The organism is Brevibacterium sp. CS2 (assembly GCF_005280295.1).
Classification (GTDB): Bacteria; Actinomycetota; Actinomycetes; order Actinomycetales; family Brevibacteriaceae; genus Brevibacterium; species Brevibacterium pityocampae.
In genome coordinates, this window is the sequence record NZ_CP040020.1 from 1,327,420 (window position 1) to 1,349,071 (window position 21,652).

The window sequence follows — 21,652 nt, forward strand, 5'->3', positions numbered from 1 at the left end:
GAGGAGCTTCAGACCGGGGCAGCGCCCCGCGTACATCCATACGATAGGAGCGATGCGTGACCGTGAGGCCCTCGGAAGGTGAACGGACGGTAAACGGGGGCACAACTCGGCCGCCAAGTGCTGAGGCGTTGATCACAGTCGGTGATCCGCGCCTCGCAGCTCTCATCACTCCCTGATCCGGGGCCGTGCCCGAGGCGGCCGCTCAGGCGTCGATCGGCCGGTACCGCTCGAACTCGACGATCCGGGGAACCGGCCCGGGCCGGACGTATGCGACGAGGATCTCTCCGGGGTTCATGTACGGGTCCTTGCCCGGCAGCCGCTCGGCGAGCCCGGCCGGGGCGTGCTCGGCGAGCGTGGTGAGCACCGTCGGGAGCACGGGGCGGTGGGTGCACAGCACCGTCGGCCGGCCCTTCTCGAGGATCTTCTCCAGGGTCTGCGCGGTCTTCTTCGGCTTCGCCGCGTTGGCCTTCTCGCTCAGCGGCCCGGCCGTCCTGATGCTCTTCCCGGCCGAGGCGGCGTAGGGCTTGAGCGTCGCCACGCAGCGCTTCCACGGGCTCGATACCACGCGCTTGATGCGCCACGCGGCGAGCAGGCCGGTGAGCGCCATGGCCTGCCGGGTGCCGAGTGCGAGCAGCGGCCGCACGTGCTCGGTCTCGTGCCATTTGGAGCGGGGGAACGCCTTGCCGTGGCGCACGATGATGAGCGCCCAGGCGCGCAGCGCGCCGGTCGAGTGCGCGTGCTCGAGCCGGTCGAGCTGCTCGCGGTCGGCGAACCGGGTGAGCTTGCCGCGGGCCACGCCGGCCGGGAACCACTCCGCGCGGTCGATCTCTTTGGGGTTGTCGGGCCGCGGTCGCTTCTCGCTCTTCACCTCGGCCGCCCAGTAGCTCACGTGCTTGGTCAGGGACCGGCCCACGGTGTAGCGGGCCGAGGGCATGGGCAGGCCGAGGTGGATCGGGTACCCGGTCTCCTCCGCGACCTCGCGCACCGCGCACTCCGGCAGCGTCTCGCCCTTGTCGACCTTCCCCTTCGGCCACGACCAGTCGTCGTAGCGGGGCCGGTGGACGAGCAGCACCTCGAGGCCGCTCGCGCCCTCGCGCCAGCACACGGCGCCGGCAGCGAGCACATCGGCCTGGAGGCGGGCGGACTCCTCGGCGTTGGTGACTGCGCTGGGACTCATGCGCGGTCCACCGCCCGGCGCCGGTGGTGCCGGCGGATGAGCTCGGACTGGTAGTCGGTGAGCGGCTCCCCGTCCGGGCCGCGCGAATGCCGGGACCAGATCCCACCGGCGCCCAGGTGGAACGAGGAGGTGGTCGGGGCGAACGCGAGGTCGAACAGGCCGTCGACCTCCGCGATGTGCTCGGCGGCGGACAGCCGTACGAGCGCCTCGATCCGGCGGTCGAGGTTGCGGTGCATGAGGTCGGCCGAGCCGATGTAGGCGACCATCCGGTCGCCGGTGCCGAACACGAAGATCCGCGAGTGCTCGAGGTAGCGGCCGAGGATCGAGCGCACCGTGATGTTCTCGCTCAGCCCCGGGATCCCGGGGCGGATGGCGCAGATGCCGCGCACGAACAGCTCGATCCGCACCCCGGCCCGCGAGGCGAGGTACAGGGCATCGATGATCGGCTCGTCGACGATCGAGTTGACCTTGATCCGGATCCGCCCCTCACGCCCGGCCCGGGCGTGTTCGGTCTCGGACTCGATGAGCTCGATGAGGCCCGCGCGGACCCGGTTGGGGGCGACGAGGAGCCGGGAGTAGTCGGCGTGCGGGGCGTAGCCGGAGAGCTGGTTGAAGAGCTTGGTGAGGTCCTGGCCGACCTCCGGGTCGCGGGTGAGCAGTCCGAAGTCCTCGTACCCGCGGGCCGTCTTGGGGTGGTAGTTCCCGGTGCCCACGTGGCAGTAGCGCACGAGTCCGGTGGATTCCTGGCGGATGACGAGGCAGAGCTTCGCGTGGGTCTTGAGGCCGACGATGCCGTAGACCACGTGCACGCCGGCGCGCTCGAGCTTGCGCGCCCAGGTGATGTTCGCCTCCTCGTCGAAGCGCGCCTTGATCTCGACGACCGCGAGCACCTGCTTGCCGGCCTGGGCGGCGTCGACGAGCGCGTCGATGATCGGGGAGTCGCCCGAGGTGCGGTAGAGGGTCTGCTTGATCGCGAGCACCTTGGGGTCCGCGGCCGCCTGCTCGAGGAACGCCTGGACGCTCGTGGAGAACGAGTCGTAGGGGTGGTGGAGGAGGATGTCGCGCTCGCTCACCGCCTCGAAGATGTCGACCTGCTCGGAGGTCTCCGCCCGCGACAGGTCCCGGTTCATCGCCGGGACCGCCTTGGGGAAGTGGAGATCGTCGCGGCTGATGTCGGTGATCTCGGACAGTCCGCGGAGATCGAGCGGGGTGGGCAGCTCGTAGATCTCGGATTCGTCGATGCCGAGCTCGCGGGTGAGGATCTCGCGCACCCGCGGGTGGAGGTCGTCGGTCACCTCGAGGCGCACGGCCGGTCCGAAGCGGCGGCGCAGCAGCTCCTTCTCGAGGGCCTTGAGGAGGTTCTCCGCGTCGTCCTCCTCGACCTCGACGTCCTCGTTGCGGGTGACCCGGAACAGCGAGTGGTCGACGATCTCCATGCCCTCGAACAGCCGGTCGAGGTGAGCGGCGATGATCTCCTCGAGCGCGATGAACCGCGCCGGGAACTCCGGGCTCACCTGCCGGGAGTCCGCGGTCTCCGAGACGTTGATGAACCGGGGCAGCACCTGCGGGACCTTGACCCGGGCGAACAGCTCCGCCCCGGACTGCGGGTGCCGCAGCAGCACGCCGAGGTTGAGCGAGAGTCCGGAGATATAGGGGAAGGGGTGCGCGGGGTCGACGGCGAGCGGGGTGAGGACGGGGAACACGCGGGACTCGAAGAACTCGTCGACCTTCGCCCGCTCGTCGGCGGTGAGGTCGGCGATCGACACGGAGAAGATCCCCTCGGCGTCGAGCTTGGGGCCGATGTCGGTCTTGAGCAGCTCGGAGTGGCGCTCCATGAGGACGTGCGCGTGCTTGCCGAGCGAGCGCATGACGGCCCGCGGCTGGGCGCCGGTGATCGACGGCACAGCGAGCCCGGTGGCGATCCGGCGCTTGAGGCCGGCGACGCGGACCATGAAGAACTCGTCGAGGTTGGACGCGAAGATGCTGAGGAAGTTCGCCCGCTCGAGGAGCGGGATCGAGGTGTCGGCGGCGAGCTCGAGGACCCGCTCGTTGAACGCCAGCCAGCTGAGCTCGCGATCGAGGAACCGGTCGGGCGGAGCGGGCAGCTCGTGCTCGAGCCCGAAGGTCGATACGTCGTACATTCAGGACTCCTGTGCGGTGGCCGGCGGTGCGTAGCTCACGTGGACGATCGTGTGGACGAAGCCGAGCGACTCGTAGAGGCGGCGGGCCGGGGTGTTGTCGCTCTCGACGTAGAGCTCGACGACCTCGGCCCCGGAGCCGACGAGGTGGTGCATGCCGGCGACGGTGAGGGCGCGGCCCACTCCCGAGGCGTGCACGGCGGGGTCGACGCCGATGACGTAGACCTCACCGGTGGCGGCGCCGGAGGGGTGGTCGCGGTGGAGCTTGGTGTGGTGGAAGCCGATGACTCGGTCCTCGCGCTCGGCGATGAGGACGTCGGCCGGGACGAACCCGGGCGCGGTGACGATCGCGTCGAGATCGGCGCGCGTCTGCCGGCCCTGTTCGGGGTGCCAGTCGAAGGCGGCGTTGTTCACGCGCAGCCACTCGTCCTCGTCGCCGGGGGCGAACGGGCGGATCGTCACCCCGGCCGGGGGTGCGGGCGCGGGCAGGTCGAGCTCGGCCACGGGGTCGGTGCGCAGCTGCAGGAGCTCGCGACCGCGGGTGTAGCCGAGCTCGGTGGCGAGGTGGGCGGCGGCCGGGTGGTCGCCGTGCGACCAGAACCAGGCTGGTTCCTCCGCGGCGGCGAGGGCTGAGTCCATGGTGCGCACGAGGTCCCCGCCGAGTCCGGTGCCGCGCACGGCCGGGGCCACGGTCGCCTCGGCGGCGCCGCGCTCCCCCGGGGCCGCGGCGACGCCGAAGCCCAGGAGCTCCGCGCCGTCGGTCGCCGTCCACATCCGGGTGCCGGCGGCGGGCTGTGCGAGCGCCTCGAGGAGCCCGTCGGACAGGGGTGGGGAGCCGTCGGCCCGGGTGGCGGCGGCGAGCAGTGCGGGCAGGGTGTCCGGTGCGGCGGTCGCGGGGCGGATCTCAGGCGCTGACATCGGTGTCCTCCGGTGAGTGGATGGGGGAGGCGAGGGGCCACGACCGGCTCGGGGGCCGCCGGGGGGGCTGAAGCGGTATCCGACGTTGCGCACGGTGTGGATCGCGGACTCGAGCTCCGAGCCGAGCTTGGCGCGCAGGCGCCGGATGTGGACGTCGACGGTGCGCGTGCCCCCGTAGTAGTCGTAGCCCCACACGTCCTGGAGCAGCTGGGCGCGGGTGAAGACGCGGTCGGGGTGCTGGGCGAGGAACTTGAGGAGCTCGAACTCCTTGTAGGTGAGGTCGATCGGGCGGCCGGCGACGGAGGCGGTGTAGCTGCCCTCGTCGATGACGAGGGAGCCGGCGACCACGGGGGAGTCGGCGGGCTCGCGGGGCACCGCGCGCATCTCCGCCAGGCGCAGGCGGGCGTCGATCTCCGCCGGTCCGGCGGTGGTGAGGACGATGTCGACGGCGTTCCAGCTCGGATTGGCCGCGGCGAGGCCGCCCTCGGTGAGGACGATGATGAGCGGCAGATCGATGCCCACCGTGGCCAGCCGCGAGGCCATGGTGGGAGCGAGGCCGAGGTCCCCGGTCGCATCGAGGAGCGCGACGTCGGCCGGTGGGGCGGCGAGCAGGGACGCCGGGTCCGGGCATGCGGAGTGGACGGTGTGCGGCAGGTAGTCGAGTGCGGGCAGAGCAGCGCAGTCGCGTCCGTGGCCCTCCGGGGCGATGCCCTGGCCCTCCGGGGCGATATGGAGTATGCGCACGCTGTCGGCACCTCCTGCATCGAACCTGTCCTGGCCCTGGCGAGTATACCGGGCGGCCCGGTCTCCTCACCTGCCGGACCGGCGGGCGGGACGGGTGCGGGAACGGTGGCCCGGGTCGAGCGGATCCGGGCTCCGGTGTCGGCGTGCCGACGAGCGCCGAATACCGCCTGCGCCGGCGGTTTGGCAGGATGGGGGGATGATGCGTTGGATCCGGATCGTGGTCGCCCTGTGCCTGACGGCGGCCCTCGGCGTCTCCATCTACTTCGGCATCATGCCCTTCGCGCTGGCGTGTCTCGTCGTCGTGGCGGCACTCGCCTACGGCTGGCCCCGCCTCACCGACTCCCCGCAGCCGCGCGCGACCACGCTCATGCTCCTCGTGCTCGGCGTCGTCGGCATGGCCACGGTGTGGTTCGCCCCCACCGCGCCGTACCTCGACTGGCTGCCGATCGTCGCCGGCGTCGGCCTGCTCTGGGCCTTCGTGCAGAACCTCGTGCGCGGGATCGGTGCCTCGCACGCGGTCGTCAACGTGTCCGCCCAGGTCGCCGGGCTCGTCATCGTGCTGTCGGCGGCCAGCTGGGTCGGGGCGATCCAGGTGCCCGGGGACAAGGAGGCGGTGATCGTCGGCCTCGTCGCGATCCTCCTCGCCCAGGCGGCGACCGTGGTGCCCTGGCCGCCGCGCTACACCTCGCCGCTGGCCCTGCTCCTGGCCGTGCTCGGCGCCGCCGTGACCGCGACGATCATGGTCGACGGCAGCCTGAACCTGTGGGGCGCGGTGGGCCTCGGCTTCGCCATGGGCCTGCTCGTCGCCGCGACGGACCGGATCCTCGGCCTCGTCGCCCGCAGCCGCCTGCAGACCCGCGAGCTGCGGAAGGAGCGGCGCCGGGACAAGGCGCGCCTGCTCACCGTGCAGATGGCACTCGGTGCGGCACCGATCGCGCTCGGCGGGATCGTCGTCTACGTCATCGAGCGGATCCTCCTCTTCCGCTGAAGCGCGCGCTACCCGCTCGAGGTGCGCGCTGCCCGCTGAGGTGCTCTCCAGCACCCCGCTCGAGGTACTCACCGACACCTCGCGGCGCCCGCCCCCGCAGACCGGCGGCGCGCCCCGTCCCGAGCCTCGTCCGACCTCGGGAGATACCGTGCGCGCGGTGGGGCCGATGGGTACAATGGGCGCCATGGACAACCTCGTGATGCTCGAAATCATCTTCACCGCGCTCGTCGCGCTCGCCGGTCTCGGTGTTGCCGGGGTGGCCGTCAAGGTCATCACCAACCTCTTCAAGACCCCCCGCTGACCGCATGCCGATCGAACTCGACCCGGACCTCCAGCCGGAGCTCGTGCCGCTGTCGTGGCTGCTGGGCTCCTGGGAGGGCGTGGGCGTGGTCGGGTACCCGGGCACCCCGGAGCGGCAGTTCGGCCAGCGCATCGACTTCGTCGCACCCGCCCGGGCCCCGTTCCTCCACTACACCGCCCAGGCCTGGCTGCTCGACGAGGACGGCCGCCCGGCGGACACCCTGACCCTGGAGACCGGGATCTGGCAGCTCGTCCGGCCGCGGCGCGAGTACGACGCCGGCCCCGGCCTCATGGTCCCCACCGAGGAGTCCCCCTTCACCACGGCGGAATCCGTCGAGGGCCTGCGGGGTGCGGACGGCGACTTCGAGATCGAGGTCGAGATCGCCCACCCGCACGGCGTCATGGAGCTCTACGCCGGCCGGGTCGCCGGCCCCCGGATCGACCTCGCCACGGATGTCGTCGCCCGCACCGCCACGGCGAAGGAGTACACCGCTTCGACGCGGATGTACGGCCTCGTCGACGGTGAGCTCATGTGGGCGTGGGACATGGCCGCGCTCGGCCAGGACATCACCACGCACGCTTCGGCCCGCCTCAAGAAGGTCTCCTGATCCCCTCCTCGGAGATCGGCGCTCGTCCGGCTCGCCGGGCGCGCACCCGCGCGGTCGCCCTCGTCCTCGCCGTCGTCCTGCTCGCACTCCTCGCGTTCGCGGCCCTGACCACGGTCCGGGTCAACGCGCTCATCGGCCATCTCGAGGCCGCCTCGGCCGCCGCCGAGGACTACATGATGGCCCTCGCCGAGGATCCTGCGGCGCTGCCCGGCCACCTCGACCGCGCCCGGTCCGAGCTCGATCAGGCCGAGGCGGAGCTCGCCGAGGTGCCGCTCGCCCAGCTCACCGCCGTCCCCTGGCTGGGCCGCAACCTCACCGCCACCGCGACCGCCGTGGACCAGATGCAGGTCCTCACCGAGGAGGTCGCCCCCGTCCTCAGCGACGCCGCCGTGCTCCTCGACTTCGAGACGCTGCGCCTGCGCGACCCGGGCAGTACGGTGGGCGAATGGCGCACGACGATCGAGGACTCGGTGGACGTCATCCGGGCCGCCCCCGGCGCGATCGATCGGCTGGGCGAGGTGCGCACGGCGATCTCGGAGATCGACACCGACGGCCTGCTGCCGGCGGTGCGCGATGCGATCGAGGAGCTCGAGCTCGCCCTCGACGGCGCCTACGGCCGGGTGGCGCCGGTCCGCAAGACCTTCAGCGATCTGCAGGAGCGGGTCCGGGACGGGATCGAGAACTTCGATCTCCTCGACCTCATCCGCAACCTCGTGTGAGCACCCCGGTGCGACACCCCGCAGCGAGACCGAGAGGAGCACGACGATGACCCAGAACCCCGCCGCCCCCCCGAGGAGCGCGAGCCCCGAGCCCCGACCGGTGCGCAGGTGCCGCAGGCCGAGGCGCCGGCTCCCGCTCCCGTGCTGCCCAACGTCCTGCGCTTCCCACGCTCGAGCGCCGTCATGGGGGAGGGCGCGCACGCCGGGGAGGTCGCCCACTTCGGCGGCCCGCTGCGCGAGCAGCGCCTGCTCGCGCAGGGTCGCGCGGTCGCGGACCTCCAGGCCGTCCGCGTCCTCACCCTGACCGGGCCCGACGCCCTCAGCTGGCTCAATTCGCTCACCACGCAGAAGATCGACACCCTGCGCCCCGGACAGTCGACGGAGACCCTCGTGCTCTCGCCCACCGGGCACATCGAGCACTGGCTGCGCATCCACGACGACGGGGAGCGCCTGTGGCTGCTCACCGACGGGGACGCCGCGGCCGCGCTCGGCTTCCTCGAGTCGATGAAGTTCATGATGCGCGTCGAGCTCGCCGACGTCTCCGCCGACTACCAGTGCCTGGGCTTCGACGCAGCCCGCCTCGAAGCCGCGCCCGCCTCGGCCGCGGTGCCCGGCGGCCTGCCCGCGGCGATCGTGTGGGCCGACCCGTGGCCGGAGATCGGTGAGGGCTCGGCCTCCTACGCCGCGCTCGACCTCGGAATGCCCGTGGCCTCGCCGGAGCACCCCGGCGGTGAGCACGCGTTCCGGATCGCGGTGTGCGACCGGGCCGCGCTCGCGGACTGGGACCCGGCCGCCGCCGGCCTCGAGGTCGTCGGCCGCGACGCCTGGGAGGCGCTGCGGATCGAGGCCTGGCGGCCCGGTCTGCCCGAGGTCGACCACAAGTCGCTCGTCGGCGAGCTCGACGTGCTCCGCACCGCCGTCCACCTCGCGAAGGGCTGCTACCGCGGTCAGGAGGCCGTCGCGCGGATCCACAACCTCGGACAGCCGCCCCGGCGCCTCGTGTTCCTCCACCTCGACGGCTCCGCCCACGCCCTGCCGGCCCCTGATGCCGAGGTGCGCGCGGAGGTCCGCGGTGCGGTGCGCGCGGTGGGACGGATCACCTCGGCCGCCCTCCACCACGAGCTGGGTCCGATCGCGCTCGCCCTCGTCAAGCGCAGCCTGCCGGTCGACGAGCAGCTGCTCGTCGAGGTCGACGGCGGAGAGGTCATCACTGCGGCCCCCGAGCCGATCGTCGCCGCGCAGCGGGAGAACCGGTCGGGTGTGCCGAAGATCAACCGGGACGTCGACCAGCGCCACCGCTGAGACACGGTGCCGGGAGTCGACGCGGCCGCCGGGTGATCATCGTCACCCGCTCGGCGTGGGGCGCGAGCAGGCGTCCGGTCGGTTCGGGACCGGGCACCCCGCCCCGTCTCGCGGCAGGGTGCCGGGGTATGACAACCCTGCCGGAATGGGTCTAATGTGCCCAGTATGAGCACCTCAGAGCTGGGCGGCACCGCGCTGCCGCAGGAACGCAGAATCGTCACCGAGATCCCCGGCCCCAGGTCGCAGGAGATCGAGGCCCGTCGCACCAAGGCCGTCGCGGCCGGTGTCGCCTCGAGCCTGCCGGCCTATGTGGTCGCCGCCGGCGGCGGCATCCTCAAGGACGCCGACGGCAACCAGATCATCGACCTCGGCTCCGGCATCGCCGTGACCACGGTCGGCAACTCGAACCCGCGGGTCGTCGAGCGGGCCGCCGCGCAGCTGTCGGCCTTCACCCACACCTGCTTCATGGTCAACCCGTACGAGGGCTACATCGAGCTCGCGGAGAAGCTCAACGCGCTCACCCCGGGCGGCTTCGACAAGCGCACCGTGCTGCTGAACTCCGGTGCGGAGGCGGTGGAGAACGCGGTGAAGATCGCCCGCGCCCACACCGGTCGCGACGCCGTCGTCGTGTTCGACCACGCCTACCACGGCCGGACGAACCTCACCATGGCGATGACCGCGAAGGCCCATCCCTACAAGGCGGGCTTCGGCCCGTTCGCCGGCGAAGTCTACCGCGCCCCGATGTCCTACCCCTACCGCGACAACGACGCGGCCGGCACCAAGGTGTCCGGTGAGGACGCGGCGACGCGCGTGATGACGATGATCGACAAGCAGATCGGCGCGGACAACGTCGCGGCGCTCGTCATCGAGCCGATCCAGGGCGAGGGCGGCTTCATCGTCCCGGCCGAGGGCTTCCTCCCCGCGCTCGTCGAGTACGCGCGCGCCAACGGCATCGTGTTCGTCGCCGACGAGGTGCAGGCCGGTTTCGCCCGCACCGGGAAGATGTTCGCCAGCGAGTGGGAGGGCATCGAGCCCGACCTCGTCACCACCGCCAAGGGCATCGCTGGCGGTCTGCCGCTGTCGGCCGTGACCGGCCGCGCGGAGATCATCGACTCGGTGGGCGCCGGCGGACTCGGCGGCACCTACGGCGGCAACCCGACCGCGGTCGCCGCGGCCCTCGGCGCGATCGAGGCCTACGAGCAGGACGACCTCGTCGCCCGCGCGCTGCAGATCGGGGAGATCATCACCGAGCGCGTGGTGCGCCTGCAGACCGAGCACCCGGAGGTCGGCGACATCCGCGGCCGCGGTGCGATGCAGGCGATCGAGCTCGTCGCCAGGGATTCGATCGAGCCCAATCCGGACCTCGCGAAAGCCGTGGCGGCGTACGCGGCGAAGAACGCCGTGCTCGTGCTCGTCACCGGCACCTTCGGCAACGTGCTCCGCTTCCTCCCGCCGCTGACCATCAGCGACGAGCTCCTCAACGAGGCCTTCGACGTCCTCGAGGAGGCCTTCGCCGACGCCCTCGGCTGAGCCCGCCCCGCACCGCCGTCAGGTGGTCACAGATCCACGATTCCGCACCTCCGAATCAGGGATCTGTGACCACCTGACGCGTTTCCAGTGCGCGCTCGAGCTTTCCCAGCCATGTCGATTCCGGGGTGGTGGAGGTGATCCGGATGACGAGGTACCCGATGTCGCGGAGATCGTCGTAGCGCTCGATGTCGTAGTCCCACTGGCCCTTCTTCCGGTGGTGGCGTCCCTCGTACTCGAGCACGACCCGCTCCCGGCGGTATCCGAGGTCGGGGAAGACGTGATGGCCGGAGGCGAGCCGGATCTCCGGGTGCACCTCGGGCTCGGGCAGGCCGGCCCGCACGATGGTGAGCCGCACATCGGTCTCCTTCGGGGAATCGACGTCGGCTCGTGCGCTCGCCGCGGCGTCGACGAGCGTCCGCTTGCCGGTGTAGCGGTGCTGCGTGGCGACGAATGCGCGGAGGTCGTCGATCGTCGTCATCGGCGGGCCGTTCCATCCGCCCACGATCGCATCGCAGACCCGCACGAGGGTCCACCGGTCGAGCAGACCGGCCAGTTCGAGCAGCACGTAGGCCGGATGATTCAGCTGCAGGTCGTGCACCGATCGGGCCAGGAGCCGGTCGCTGCGATGACCGATCGTGTTCCGCATCCGGGTGCGGTTCCCGGTCGCTCGCGTGAGGACATGGAGAGCGCCCCCGCGGTGGCGCGCCGGCAGCGGCAGGCCGTAGAGCTCCGCAGCGGTGAGCGAGCAGAACACCGCTGCGGGATGCACTGCCGCGAGCTGTCGGGCCCGCCGATAGGTCTCGATCCACCCGTCGTCGACCCACTCGGGGACGAGCACGGTCTCGCTCGAGGACGCGGATTCGTGAGCGCCGTATATGCTGCGTTCGGCCAACGGCGTCGAGTCGAAGAAGTACGGGGTGTGGCCGGTCTCTTCCGCAGTGGAGCGGGTGATGATCCGCGGCAGTTCGAGCGGAGTCGCGCGGATCGGTGCGGCGCGGCGTCGGTGCATGAGGGGTCCTCCGGGGGAGAGCAGGCGGCGGTGCGGGTGCCGGACCGCCGTCGTTCGGGAGTGCGGCCGGGCCTGTTCGGTCCTCCCAGTGAAGTCCGATGCGTCGGCGGGGTCGACCGATCGCCGCGACCTGTGGACAGCACTCCGCGGTCGGCCTGTCGGTGACCTCGCGTCGCACCGCTGTGACCTGACGACGTGCGACCCGGTCAGCGGCTCTGCGCCGTGCTCAGGTGGTCGCAGATCCACGATTCCGCACCTCCGAATCAGGGATCTGTGACCACTCGACGTGCGGGAGGGGAGCTGGGACGGTGGGGCTGGGCTTGGAATGTTTCGTCGGGTGCTCCTGTTGTCCAGGACATGAAGCTCTCCGTTCTCGATCTCATCCCGGTGCGCGGCGACCAGACCACTGCGCAGGCCCTGCACGCCTCGAAGTCGCTCGTCGGGACCGCCGACCGGCTCGGCTACACCCGCTACTGGGTGGCCGAGCACCACAACATGAAATCCGTCGCTTCGACCTCCCCGGGCATCGAGCTCATGCACCTGGGGCAGGGCACCGAGCGGATCCGCCTGGGCTCCGGCGGCGTCATGCTGCCCAACCACGCCCCGCTCGCCGTCGCGGAGCAGTTCGCGCTGCTGAGCGCCGTCTACGGCGACCGGATCGACCTGGGCATCGGCCGCGCTCCCGGCACCGACCCGATCACCTCGATGGCGATGCGCGGGCACCTGGGTGAGGGCCGGATGGTCGACCGCGAGGGCAACCAGATCGACCCCGTCGAGCAGTTCCCCCAGCACGTCATGGACACCCTCGCGCTGCTCTCGCCCGAGGGTGCCGCGGTCCCGATGTTCGGCGGCCGCGAGCACCGGCTGGCCGCGACCCCGCGGATGACTGCCGCCCCGCACGTGTGGCTGCTCGGCTCGAGCGGCTACTCCGCGCAGCTGTCCGCCGCGCTCGGCCTGCCCTACGTGTTCGCCCACCACTTCTCCGGCCACGGCACCGAGGCCGCCCTCAACCTCTACCGGAACTCCTTCACCCCGACCGCCCACGCCGGCCAGCCCGAGGTGTCCGCCCCGACGACCTTCCTCACCGTCAACGCCGTCGTCGCCGACACCCGCGAGGAGGCGCTCGCGCTCGCCGAGCCGTACATGTTCACCATGGCCAACCTGCGGATCGGCGCCCCGATCACCACGCTGCCCCTCGTCGGCGCGGACGTGGCCGAGAAGATGAGCGCCGGCCACCGCGAGCTCGCGGAGAAGATGCTCAGCACCTGGATCGTCGGCACCCCCGCCGAGGCGGCCGCGCAGCTGCAGGAGACCACCGCCCGGTTCGACGTCGACGAGGTGATGATCCACCCGGTCGCCGGCGCCCGGCCCGAGGACCCGCTCGACGAGGTGCCCGGCCGCACCCGCACCCTCGAGCTGCTCGCCGGCGAGCTCCTGGGCTGAGCTCCGCAGCTCGCCCGAGCCGGGACGCGTACTACGCGGCGGCGGGGCGAGCCCCATCGACTCCACCGCGCACCCGGATCCCGCCGATGAGAGCGGCGATCCCGAGGAGCGCGGCGGCGGCGACGGCACCGCTCGCCAGGTCCGGTGCCCAGCGGAACAGCGCCGTGAGGTCGAGCCCGGTGGCGGCCGGCAGCGCGACGACGAGCGCCGAATAGAGCACCGATCCAGAGCCTCCGTCGGTTGCCGCGCCACCGCCCGCATCAGAACCGTTCCCAGCATCCGCGCCGCCGCCGGCCGCCGCGTCGCCGAGCACATCGGCGGCGAGGGTGCTCGCCGATTCGGCGACGGCCGTCGACCCCGGTTCGCCGTACTCGGGTACGAGCAGGACGACGGCGAGCCCCTTCGCGGGGAGGACTTCCACTCGCGTGAACGCCCCGGGCACCGCGCCCGAATGGTGGATCCGCTCCACCGCGGCCCCGGCGATCTCCGCCGCATCGTAGTTCCACCCCAAGCCATAGCGCGGCGCGATGGCGTGCTCGGTCGCCGCGCCGGTGGGTGCCGCGGCGGCGCGGGACCGGTCATGGAACGCTGCACCCTCCGGGCCCAGATTCCAGCTCGCTCAGGCGGCGAGCTCGCCGAGGTCGCCGCCGAGGTATCCGTAGCCCAGGCCGGTGCCGTCGCAGCGTTCGGGTGCCGGCATGGTGAACCCGAGGAACGGGACGGCGCCCGCCTCCATCTCGGCCTCGCAGCCGCGGGCGTGCTCGGCGGCCGCCTCGGCGAAGGGCGCGTCGGTGATCTCCTCGACGATTGCCTGGAGGACTAGGTAGTTCGTGCTCGCATAGCGGAACCCGTCACCGGGGTCGCGTGGGGCGGGCACATCGTCGAGGACGTCGAGCGCGTGCGCCCCGGGCCGGTGTCGATCCGTCGCGCCGAGGTCATGGCTCAGCCCGCCCGTGTGGGTGAGCAGCCCGCGGACGGTGACGTCCCGGACAGGGTCGGGGAGTCCGGGGAGCACCGAGCCGGCGGTGTCGTCGAGGCCCACGCGACCGCTCTCGACGAGCTCGTCGACGACGGCTCCCGTAATGCCCTTCGGCACCGAACCCCAGCGCACCGCCGCCGAGGCGCCCGCCGGTGCCCCCGTACCATCGCCGTCCGAGGTCGTGGGTGCCGCCATCGAGCCGGTGACCGCTGCCTCCTCGATCCCGTGCTCGCTCACCACCGCGGCGGCGGCACCGGGCACATCGAGTCCGGCGACGAACCGTTCGAGCCCGGGATACGACTGCCGGTCCGACTCACGCGGGTCGGTGACGGCGCCTGTGTCGGTCACGGTGCCGACGGCACTCGCCTCCTGCGCGGCGGCGAGGCCGGTGTGGAGCGGTGCGTCGACCACCGTCAGCGCGAGGACGATGCCGGGGGCGAGAACCGCGGCGAACGCTGAGACGACCGGCCGCCGGGGACCGGCGGGGATGGACGACGGGGCGGGGGCAGTGGACATGGGGACCTCCTGCTTGCCACGCTATCCACCGATCCGCCCGCAGACGGTGGGGAAAGCCGGACCCCCGGTGCGGGTTTCCCCACGGGGCCACCCGACGAGGGGCACGGGCCCGCCTCGTTCCGACCCGCCTCAGCCGTGCGCGCCCTGCGAGGTCCCGAGGGAGGCCGTCCGGCTCTGTGCCGCGCGCACCCGGATCGACCGGGCGAGGTCGTCGCGGAGCTCGAGGAGGAGCCGGCGCAGCGCACCCGGGGCCTCCGGATTGCGCATGAGCCAGGCGTCCGTGCGTTCGAGCACGTCCGCAGGCCGCTGCGAGCCGTGCGGATAGAGGCCGACGACGAGCCGGCGGGCGATCTCGATCGATCGCGTGCTCCACACCGTGTCGAGCAGTTCGAAGTAGGGCCCGACGAACGGCTCGGTGAGCGGCAGGGCGCTCGGCGCGGTGAAGCCGGCGATCACCGCGGAGATCATGTCGTTGCTGAGCTCGGCGTCCCCGGTGAGCGATTCCCACGCCCGCATCTTGACGATCGGCAGCGGCCGCGCGGCCTGCGCCGTCGCGGCGTGGAGCGCGCCCGAGCCGGTGCGGTCGGCCGCCGCCTCCTGCGCGATCTCCGCGACATCCGCCCAGCCGAGCGCGACGAGCGCGATGAGCGCCTTCCACCGCAGCGCATGGTCGATCTCGAGACCCGGGAACTCCTCGAGCCGGCCGGTGAGCAGGGTCGAGGCGAACTCGCGGGCTGCGACGACCGCCGGATCCGTTCCCGAGGCGCCCGCCGGCTCGCCCGTCCCGCCCGCGGTGCGCGCGAGGAGGGAGAGCACGGTGGAGGCGAGGTCGAGCTGCGCGTCGGACCCCGGTTCGGCGGCGACCAGGGAATCGAGCGCAGCGCCGAGCGCACCGGCCACCGCGGCGGGCCGACCCGACGGGTCGGCCCAGCGGTCGAGCGCGGTGAGCATCGTCGTGCGCAGCCCGGCGGCGATCCCCGGGTGCGTCTCCTTCGACAGTGCGCGGCAGTACGCGGCGAGGTAGTCCTCGACCGGCAGCAGCCCGTCGCGCAGCGCATTGCCGAGCGCGGACCACACGAGCGCCCGGTGCAGGGGATCGGCCAGCCGGGACACGCTCGACAGCGCCGTCGCCGTCGAGCGCGCATCGAGCTGGACCTTGCAGTAGTCGAGGTCGCCGTCGTTGGGCAGCAGCAGCGCCGGCAGCGGGGTGCCGAGCATCTCCGGCACGTCGCAGTCCGGCACGGCGAAATCGAGGGTCCACGTCTTCGAGCGCTCGAGCACCGGGCCCACCCGGTCGAAGGCCGCGATCGCGAGCCGGTGGGGGCGCACCACCTCGGGCTCGGGCTCGGTGTTGCGTTGCCGGATACGGATGTCGGAAAGCACCTCCGCGCCCGGGCCGTCCCCGGTCTCCCCGCCCGGGCCGCCCCCGGTCTCCCCGCCCGTACCGGCCTCGGCGGTCTCGACGGCGAGCTCGATCTCGGAGACGCCCACCGTGCCCAGCCAGGCGTCGGCCCAGTGGTGGACGTCGCGGTGGGGTGCGGCCTCGGCGAGGGCGCCGAGGAAGTCCTGGAGCGTCGCGGTGCCGAAGGCATGGGCGCGGAAGTAGCGGCGGCTGCCGTCGAGGAACGCCGCGCGCCCGACGAAGGTCACGAGCTGCTTGAGGACCGAGGCGCCCTTCGCGTACGTGATGCCGTCGAAGTTGAGCTTCGCGGCCTCGACATCGGGGATGTCGGCGACGATCGGATGGGTGGTCGGGTACTGGTCCTGCCGGTACGCCCAGTCCTTGCGGCGCAGCGCGAAGGTCACCCAGCCGTCGGTGTACTCCGTCGCCTCCGCCAGCGCGAGGCCGGCCATGTAGTCGGCGAAGGACTCCTTGAGCCACAGGTCGTCCCACCACCGCATGGTGACGAGGTCGCCGAACCACATGTGCGCCATCTCGTGGAGGATGACGTTGGCCCGCGACTCGCGCATCGAGCGGGTGACCTTGTCGCGGAAGATCAGCGAGTCGGTGAAGGTCACGAGCCCGGGGTTCTCCATCGCGCCGAGGTTGTACTCGGGGACGAACACCTGGTCGTACTTGCCCCACGGGTAGGGGAGGTCGAAGGCGGCGTGGAAGAAGTCGAGGCCCTGCGCGGTGACCCGGAAGATCTCCGCGGCGTCCATGTGCTCGGCGAGGGAGGCGCGGGTGAGCAGGCCGAGCTCGATCGGCTCCCCGGTGACCGGGTGCCGGTAGGTGGTGCGGGCCTCGGCGTAGTTCCCCGCGATGACGCAGGTGATGTAGCTCGAGAGCACCTCGGTGTCGGCGAACTCGTGGCAGGCGATGCCGGCATCGGGGGTGCTGCGCTCGGCGAGCACCGCATTGCTGCGGACCACGAGGTCGTCCGGGGCGAGCACGGTGAACGCGAAGCGGGCCTTGAGGTCGGGCTGGTCGAAGTTCGCGAACACGCGGCGCGCGTCGGTCGGTTCGTACTGGGTGTAGAGGTGCACGCTGTCGTCGGCGGGGTCGAAGAAGCGGTGCAGCCCCTCGCCGGTCCGCGAGTACAGCGCCCGGGCGTGGATGCGCAGGGTGTTCTCCCCGGCCCGCGGGACGAAGCGCACCCGCGCGCCGTCGAACACCTCGGCCGGATCGAGCGGGGCGCCGTTGAGGCTCGCCTCGACGATCCCGGCGGCGATGATGTCGATGAACGTCGGCTCCGACCGGGCGGCGGTGAACTCCACGGTGGTCACCGAATCGAACTCGCGCTGCTCCGGATCGGCGCAGGAGGAGAGGTCTAGGATGGTGGCGTACCGGGAGACCGTGAGCAGGTCGGAGCGATGACGCGCCTCGTCGCGGGTGAGATTGGTCGTCATGGAGCCTCCTTCGACACGGTGCCCCGAACGGACGCCGTGGTCCTGGGCGGCACCGACCGGGTTCCGGCCCGCGCCGCCGCTTCCGCGCCGAGAACGGGTCCCGCTGTCGGCGACACTGCGTCCCAGCATGCCACAGGAGGGAGAACTGCGTGAGTCGTGAGAACGGCAGTCGGCTCCGCCCGAGCGCCTGGCCCGGGCAGGCGGCCGGGCATCTGCGCAACCGCACCCGCCTGGGCGCCCGCCGCACCCGTGCCAATCTGTCCCAGCTCCTCCAGGTCACCGTCGGCGCCACGCTGGCCTACGCCTTCTGCCAGGTCGTGCTCGGCCACGAGTACCCCTTCCTCGCCGCGGTCGCCGCCGCCGTGGGCACCGGGGTGACCGCCGACCGCCGGGTCCGCCGCTCGATGGAGATCGGATTCGGGGCGACCGCCGGGGTGCTCGTCGGGGAGCTCATGCTCGTGACCTTCGGGTCGGGGCTGTGGCAGCTCGCGGTGACGATGATCCTCGGTCTGATGGTCGGCACGATGATCAACTCCGGGGGCATCTTCATCACCCAGATCGGCGTCCAGTCGGTCTACGTCATCACTGTGCCGCCGGCCGCGGCGGCCCAGCCCTTCGACCGGACAGTCGATGCGCTCGTCGGCGCGGTCGTCGCGATCCTCATGGCGCTCGTCGTCCCCAACGACGCCCGCAAGGGCCCGCGGGACAAGGCGTCCTCGCTGCTCACCGAGATCTCCGAGACCCTGCTCGAATCCGCCGATGCGCTCGCCCGCGCCGACGCCCATGCCGCCCGCCGGGCTCTGTCGCGGGCGCGGGACACGCAGGGGATCGTCGACTCCTGGCGCTCGACCCTGCGGATCTCCCAGGAGGCCACCCGGATCAACGCCCGTTCGCGGCGCTACGCTGCCGAGGTGACCCGCCTGGCCCGGGCCGTCGAGTTCACCGACCGTGCGATGCGGATGGTGCGGGTGGTCGCGCGGCGGACCCAGGCGATGGCCGAGCTCGGGACCGAGCGTCCGCAGCACGCCGAGCTCGTCCGCGGCCTCGGGGAGGGGGCGCGGCGCTTGCGGGTGGCGCTCGAACGGGGCACCTCGCGCACCCCGGCCGAGGAGTTCCTGTCCGAGGTCGCCGCCCGGCTCGATCCCAACGGCCGGGACGCTGCGGACATGCAGGACCGCACGCTCGTGCTGCTCCTGCGCCCGCTCGCCGTCGACCTGCTCCAAGCGGCCGGCCTGACCGAGGAGGCCGCGCTCGAGCAGCTGCCGGTGCTCAGCGACGACACCGCCGAGGGCCCGCCGGTCGAGTGAGGGTGCCCGGCGCACCCGGCGCACACGTCCGCTCCGAGCGGACTGACAGCACTGCCCGGTAGGATCGGCGGATATGTCAGCGCTCGCCAGCATCCAAGGTCTCGTGTTCCTCCTCCTCACCGTCGCGGCATTCATCGTCGAGCTCGTCGCGTTCATCGACTCGCTGCGCTACCGCGATGAGGTCTATCGCGCCGCCGACAAGCGCTCGAAGACCTTCTGGACCGTGATCCTCGGCATCTCCGCGGTCGTCGGCTTCCTCGCGATGCCGCCGCTGCAGGCGATGCCGATCTTCATCTCGCTGCTCGGATTCGTCGCCGCCGCCGTCTACTTCGCCGACGTCCGCAAGGGCCTGCGCGCCGTCGACCCCCGCTTCCGCAATCGATGACGCAGGACCCCGATCGACCCGGCGCGGACTCCGGCTGGATGTCGGCGTTCGGCTCCGGGGATCCGGTGACGCTGTTCGGCCACGGCTTCTCCGGCGCGATCCGCGATACCCGCCCCTTCGCCTCCGGGATCGCCGGCACCCGGGTGCTCGTCAACCTCGGCGGCCACGGCGGCAGGCCCTCCCCGGGCCCCGGCTGGACCTACGGCACCATCGCCGAACAGCTCGCCGCCGCGCTCGAGGCCTCCCGCGCCACCCGTGCGCTCGGCGTCTCGATGAGCGCCGGCGGACTCGCCCGGCTCATCACCGCAGGCCACCCGGCCGCCACGGGCCTGGAGAAGGTCGCCTTCGTGCTGCCCGCCTCGTGGGCGGGGTTCACTCCCGAGGTGCGCGCGGCCCACGCCGCCCATGTCGAGGCGATCCGCACCCACCTGGCCTCCGGCGATCGCGCCGCGCTGCTCGACGCGCTGCTGGCCCGGGAACCCGCCGAGGTTGCGGACCTGCCGCCGGCCCGTGCCTGGGCGGCCGCGAAGGTCGACGCGCTGTTCGACACCGACATGTCCGACGGCGTGGGCCTCGCGCTCGACAGCGCCGTCGCCGACCCGGCCCGCGCACTCGAGGCGGCCGGGGCCTTCCGCGGCGAGGCGCTCGTCCTCACCCACGAGGACGACCGCTCCCACCCGGTGTCCGTCGCCCGCGACTGCGCGGCGGCCTTCCCGCGCGCATCCCTCGAGGTCCTGCCGGCAGGCAGCATCCTGTGGCGCGGCCGCAGCGAGGTGCGCCGGATCCTCCGGGCCTTCTTCGACGATGAGGAGACCTGAGCGCCCCGGTAGAATCGGATACCGTGCGCATCGCTGTCCTCTCCCTCCACACCTCGCCCGCCGCGCAGCCCGGTCAGGGCGACGCCGGGGGGATGAATGTCTACGTCCGGGCGACGGCCGCCGAACTCGCCCGCGCCGGGCACACGGTGGAGATCTTCACCGCCGACCCGCTCGCCCCGACCACCGGCACCGTCGAGCTCGCCCCCGGGGTGCGCCTCCACCAGCTCGACACCTCCGCCCGGGACAAGACGGCGCTCGCCGACGACGTGCCCGCCCTCGCCGCCGCACTCGCCGCGCACCCCGCGTACGCCGGCTGCGAGCTGATCTGGGCGCACTACTGGATCTCCGCGCTCGCCGGGCTCGCACTCACCGAGCACCCCACCCCCGCGCCCACCCCCGGCCCGCGCCTCGTCGTGTCCTTCCACACGATCGCCGCGGTCAAGGACCGCGACACCGGGGCGGCCCTCGAGCCCGCGCAGCGCCGGCACGCCGAGGAGCGGATCGCCGCCGGTGCGGACCTCCTCGTCGCGAACACGGAGGCGGAGGCCGCGGACATGGTCGACCTGCTCGGTGCGGACCCCGCCCGCGTCGTCACCGCGATGCCCGGCGTCGACCTCGCAACCTTCACCCCCGGGCCCCTGCACACCGCCCGCCGCGCCGTCGGGGAGCAGGACGCGGATCTGCTGCTCCTCTACGTCGGCCGGATGCAGCACGTCAAGGGCACGGACACCGCGGTCGAGGCGCTCGCCGCGCTGGCTCGGCTCGACCCCATGCTCGCCGCGCGCACCCGCCTCGTCATGCTCGGGGCCGCCTCCGGGGAGGGCACCGACCCCGCCGCGGTGAGCGCGCGCATCGACGCCGCCGGGCTGCACGGCCGGGTCGAGATCCTGCCGCCGGTGCCGGCCGCCGTGCTCGCCGACTGGTACCGGGCGGTCGACCTCGTGCTCGTGCCCTCGCGCAGCGAATCCTTCGGGTTCGCCGCCGCCGAGGCGCAGGCCTGCGGGGCACCCGTCGTCGCCTCAGCCGTGGGCGGCCTCACCCACGTCGTCGAGGCCGGCCGCACCGGCCTCCTCATCGCCGAGGACGACCCGCTGACCTGGGCCGAGGGGATCGAGGCCCTCTTGTGCGATCCCGCCGCGCGTGCTCGGATGGGAGCAGCGGCCGCGCAGCGGGCCCGCGAGTTCGACTGGCGCACCTGTGCGGCGACCGTGCTCGCAGCGGTGCCGGCCGCGCCGGACGCCCTGCCCGGGACCGCGGAGGCGAGAGGTGGAGGACCACGATGAATGACTCGACGGACAACGGCACGACGGACGGGACCGCGGCGGGCGGCACGCGGATGCTCTCCCCGGAGGACGCGAGCGAGCTCGCGCTCGCCTGGGCACGGGAGCAGGACCTTGAGGCCGACCGGCTGGGGGAGGCGCACGTCGCCGTCACCCTGCCCGGCGAACGGAAGCTCAAGACCACGGTGTCGATCCGGTGCTCGCCGCGCTCGGTCGACCTCCAGGCCTTCGTCATCCGCCACCCGGACGAGAACCGGGAGAGGTTCCAAGCCTGGCTGCTCCACAAGAACTCGAAGCTCCGCGGGCTGGCGTTCTCCACCGACCCCCTGGGCGACGTCTACCTCGACGCCTCGCTGCCGCGCGAGGCGTGGAACACCGAGGTCGTCGACTCGCTCATGGGCCGCTTCCTCACCGCCGCCGACGAATCCTTCAACGACCTGCTCGTGCTCGGCTTCCTCACCTCGATGAAGCGCGAATGGGCCTGGCGGATCGCACGCGGGGAGTCGACCCGCAACCTCGCGGCCTTCGAGCCCCTGCTCTCCGGTGACGACAACGAGTTCCTCGGCCGGTACTGAACGCCCCCGGGCCCCGGCTTCGGGATGCTCGGGCCCGAACCCCGGAACCGCGTGCGCCCGGCCGCG

Annotated in this window: 18 protein-coding genes; 11 read left to right on the plus strand and 7 right to left on the minus strand. The window is 72.5% G+C overall.

What is annotated here, in order from left to right; translation table 11 throughout:
• Window positions 1–202: 202 nt before the first annotated feature.
• Genes FDF13_RS05870 through mshD form a run of 3 tightly spaced genes read right to left on the minus strand, consistent with a single transcriptional unit; the run spans window position 203 to window position 4,977 of the window.
• Window positions 203–1,177: an NUDIX hydrolase gene (locus tag FDF13_RS05870; RefSeq protein ID WP_137318852.1), complete on the minus strand. Its 975-nt coding sequence runs from the start codon at window positions 1,175–1,177 to the stop codon at window positions 203–205.
• Window positions 1,174–3,318 carry an RNA degradosome polyphosphate kinase gene (locus FDF13_RS05875; RefSeq protein ID WP_137318853.1) on the minus strand — a complete coding sequence of 715 codons (2,145 nt, stop codon included), beginning with the start codon at window positions 3,316–3,318 and terminating at the stop codon, window positions 1,174–1,176. Before FDF13_RS05875 ends, FDF13_RS05870 begins: the two co-directional genes overlap by 4 nt.
• The gene (gene mshD / locus FDF13_RS15575) at window positions 3,319–4,977 is read right to left on the minus strand and encodes a mycothiol synthase (RefSeq protein ID WP_137318854.1); all 1,659 of its coding nucleotides are present in this window, start codon (window positions 4,975–4,977) and stop codon (window positions 3,319–3,321) included.
• A gap of 196 nt (window positions 4,978–5,173) precedes the next feature.
• Here mshD and FDF13_RS05885 point away from each other — a divergent pair, with 196 nt between their 5' ends.
• From FDF13_RS05885 to gabT, 5 genes are all read left to right on the plus strand, one after another.
• The gene (locus FDF13_RS05885) at window positions 5,174–5,965 is read left to right on the plus strand and encodes an ammonia permease (protein ID WP_137318855.1); all 792 of its coding nucleotides are present in this window, start codon (window positions 5,174–5,176) and stop codon (window positions 5,963–5,965) included.
• A 305-nt stretch (window positions 5,966–6,270) separates the two neighbouring features.
• Entirely contained in the window at window positions 6,271–6,873 is a 603-nt protein-coding gene (locus FDF13_RS05890; RefSeq protein ID WP_137318856.1) for an FABP family protein, read from the plus strand.
• Window positions 6,804–7,592, plus strand: coding sequence for a hypothetical protein (locus FDF13_RS05895; RefSeq protein ID WP_137318857.1), 789 nt, complete (start codon window positions 6,804–6,806; stop codon window positions 7,590–7,592). The genes FDF13_RS05890 and FDF13_RS05895 overlap by 70 nt, the downstream gene beginning before the upstream one ends.
• A 108-nt stretch (window positions 7,593–7,700) precedes the next feature.
• Window positions 7,701–8,894 (plus strand): folate-binding protein YgfZ, encoded by a 1,194-nt coding sequence (locus FDF13_RS05900; RefSeq protein ID WP_254668927.1) that lies wholly within the window; start codon window positions 7,701–7,703, stop codon window positions 8,892–8,894.
• A gap of 165 nt (window positions 8,895–9,059) precedes the next feature.
• Window positions 9,060–10,424: a 4-aminobutyrate--2-oxoglutarate transaminase gene (gene gabT / locus FDF13_RS05905; RefSeq protein WP_175406880.1), complete on the plus strand. Its 1,365-nt coding sequence runs from the start codon at window positions 9,060–9,062 to the stop codon at window positions 10,422–10,424.
• Window positions 10,425–10,479: 55 nt separating this feature from the next.
• Here the strand turns inward: gabT and FDF13_RS05910 are convergent, their stop codons facing one another.
• The gene (locus FDF13_RS05910) at window positions 10,480–11,433 is read right to left on the minus strand and encodes a hypothetical protein (RefSeq protein WP_137318858.1); all 954 of its coding nucleotides are present in this window, start codon (window positions 11,431–11,433) and stop codon (window positions 10,480–10,482) included.
• A 357-nt stretch (window positions 11,434–11,790) separates the two neighbouring features.
• Between FDF13_RS05910 and FDF13_RS05915 the strand changes: the two genes are divergently transcribed.
• Entirely contained in the window at window positions 11,791–12,876 is a 1,086-nt protein-coding gene (locus FDF13_RS05915; RefSeq protein WP_137318859.1) for an LLM class flavin-dependent oxidoreductase, read from the plus strand.
• 31 nt (window positions 12,877–12,907) lie between these two features.
• Here the strand turns inward: FDF13_RS05915 and FDF13_RS05920 are convergent, their stop codons facing one another.
• The 3 genes from FDF13_RS05920 to pepN all read right to left on the minus strand — a co-directional run bounded on the left by FDF13_RS05920 (window position 12,908) and on the right by pepN (window position 17,221).
• Window positions 12,908–13,387, minus strand: coding sequence for a hypothetical protein (locus FDF13_RS05920; RefSeq protein ID WP_137318860.1), 480 nt, complete (start codon window positions 13,385–13,387; stop codon window positions 12,908–12,910).
• Between the two features lie 108 nt (window positions 13,388–13,495).
• The gene (locus FDF13_RS05925; protein WP_137318861.1) at window positions 13,496–14,371 is read right to left on the minus strand and encodes a serine hydrolase; all 876 of its coding nucleotides are present in this window, start codon (window positions 14,369–14,371) and stop codon (window positions 13,496–13,498) included.
• 129 nt (window positions 14,372–14,500) lie between these two features.
• Complete coding sequence (gene pepN, locus FDF13_RS05930) at window positions 14,501–17,221, minus strand: aminopeptidase N (protein ID WP_137318862.1); 2,721 nt, start codon at window positions 17,219–17,221, stop codon at window positions 14,501–14,503.
• 149 nt (window positions 17,222–17,370) lie between these two features.
• Here pepN and FDF13_RS05935 point away from each other — a divergent pair, with 149 nt between their 5' ends.
• From FDF13_RS05935 to FDF13_RS05955, 5 genes are all read left to right on the plus strand, one after another.
• Window positions 17,371–18,528 carry an aromatic acid exporter family protein gene (locus tag FDF13_RS05935; protein WP_137318863.1) on the plus strand — a complete coding sequence of 386 codons (1,158 nt, stop codon included), beginning with the start codon at window positions 17,371–17,373 and terminating at the stop codon, window positions 18,526–18,528.
• 73 nt (window positions 18,529–18,601) lie between these two features.
• Entirely contained in the window at window positions 18,602–18,913 is a 312-nt protein-coding gene (locus tag FDF13_RS05940) for a DUF2516 family protein (RefSeq protein WP_137318864.1), read from the plus strand.
• Entirely contained in the window at window positions 18,910–19,731 is an 822-nt protein-coding gene (locus FDF13_RS05945; RefSeq protein ID WP_137318865.1) for an alpha/beta hydrolase, read from the plus strand. The genes FDF13_RS05940 and FDF13_RS05945 overlap by 4 nt, the downstream gene beginning before the upstream one ends.
• 23 nt (window positions 19,732–19,754) lie before the next feature.
• Window positions 19,755–21,014 carry a glycosyltransferase gene (locus FDF13_RS05950; protein ID WP_137318866.1) on the plus strand — a complete coding sequence of 420 codons (1,260 nt, stop codon included), beginning with the start codon at window positions 19,755–19,757 and terminating at the stop codon, window positions 21,012–21,014.
• Window positions 21,011–21,586 (plus strand): YbjN domain-containing protein, encoded by a 576-nt coding sequence (locus FDF13_RS05955; protein WP_254668928.1) that lies wholly within the window; start codon window positions 21,011–21,013, stop codon window positions 21,584–21,586. Before FDF13_RS05950 ends, FDF13_RS05955 begins: the two co-directional genes overlap by 4 nt.
• Window positions 21,587–21,652 lie beyond the last annotated feature (66 nt).

What these genes read in the sequence shown, in the direction of transcription:
- FDF13_RS05870 (WP_137318852.1), bottom strand. Translation starts at nt 1,177, where the DNA reads ATGAGTCCCAGCGCAGTCACCAACGCCGAGGAGTCCGCCCGCCTCCAG.
- FDF13_RS05875 (WP_137318853.1), bottom strand. Translation starts at nt 3,318, where the DNA reads ATGTACGACGTATCGACCTTCGGGCTCGAGCACGAGCTGCCCGCTCCG.
- FDF13_RS05885 (WP_137318855.1), top strand. Translation starts at nt 5,174, where the DNA reads ATGATGCGTTGGATCCGGATCGTGGTCGCCCTGTGCCTGACGGCGGCC.
- FDF13_RS05890 (WP_137318856.1), top strand. Translation starts at nt 6,271, where the DNA reads ATGCCGATCGAACTCGACCCGGACCTCCAGCCGGAGCTCGTGCCGCTG.
- gabT (WP_175406880.1), top strand. Translation starts at nt 9,060, where the DNA reads ATGAGCACCTCAGAGCTGGGCGGCACCGCGCTGCCGCAGGAACGCAGA.
- FDF13_RS05910 (WP_137318858.1), bottom strand. Translation starts at nt 11,433, where the DNA reads ATGCACCGACGCCGCGCCGCACCGATCCGCGCGACTCCGCTCGAACTG.
- FDF13_RS05915 (WP_137318859.1), top strand. Translation starts at nt 11,791, where the DNA reads ATGAAGCTCTCCGTTCTCGATCTCATCCCGGTGCGCGGCGACCAGACC.
- FDF13_RS05925 (WP_137318861.1), bottom strand. Translation starts at nt 14,371, where the DNA reads ATGTCCACTGCCCCCGCCCCGTCGTCCATCCCCGCCGGTCCCCGGCGG.
- pepN (WP_137318862.1), bottom strand. Translation starts at nt 17,221, where the DNA reads ATGACGACCAATCTCACCCGCGACGAGGCGCGTCATCGCTCCGACCTG.
- FDF13_RS05940 (WP_137318864.1), top strand. Translation starts at nt 18,602, where the DNA reads ATGTCAGCGCTCGCCAGCATCCAAGGTCTCGTGTTCCTCCTCCTCACC.
- FDF13_RS05945 (WP_137318865.1), top strand. Translation starts at nt 18,910, where the DNA reads ATGACGCAGGACCCCGATCGACCCGGCGCGGACTCCGGCTGGATGTCG.
- FDF13_RS05955 (WP_254668928.1), top strand. Translation starts at nt 21,011, where the DNA reads ATGAATGACTCGACGGACAACGGCACGACGGACGGGACCGCGGCGGGC.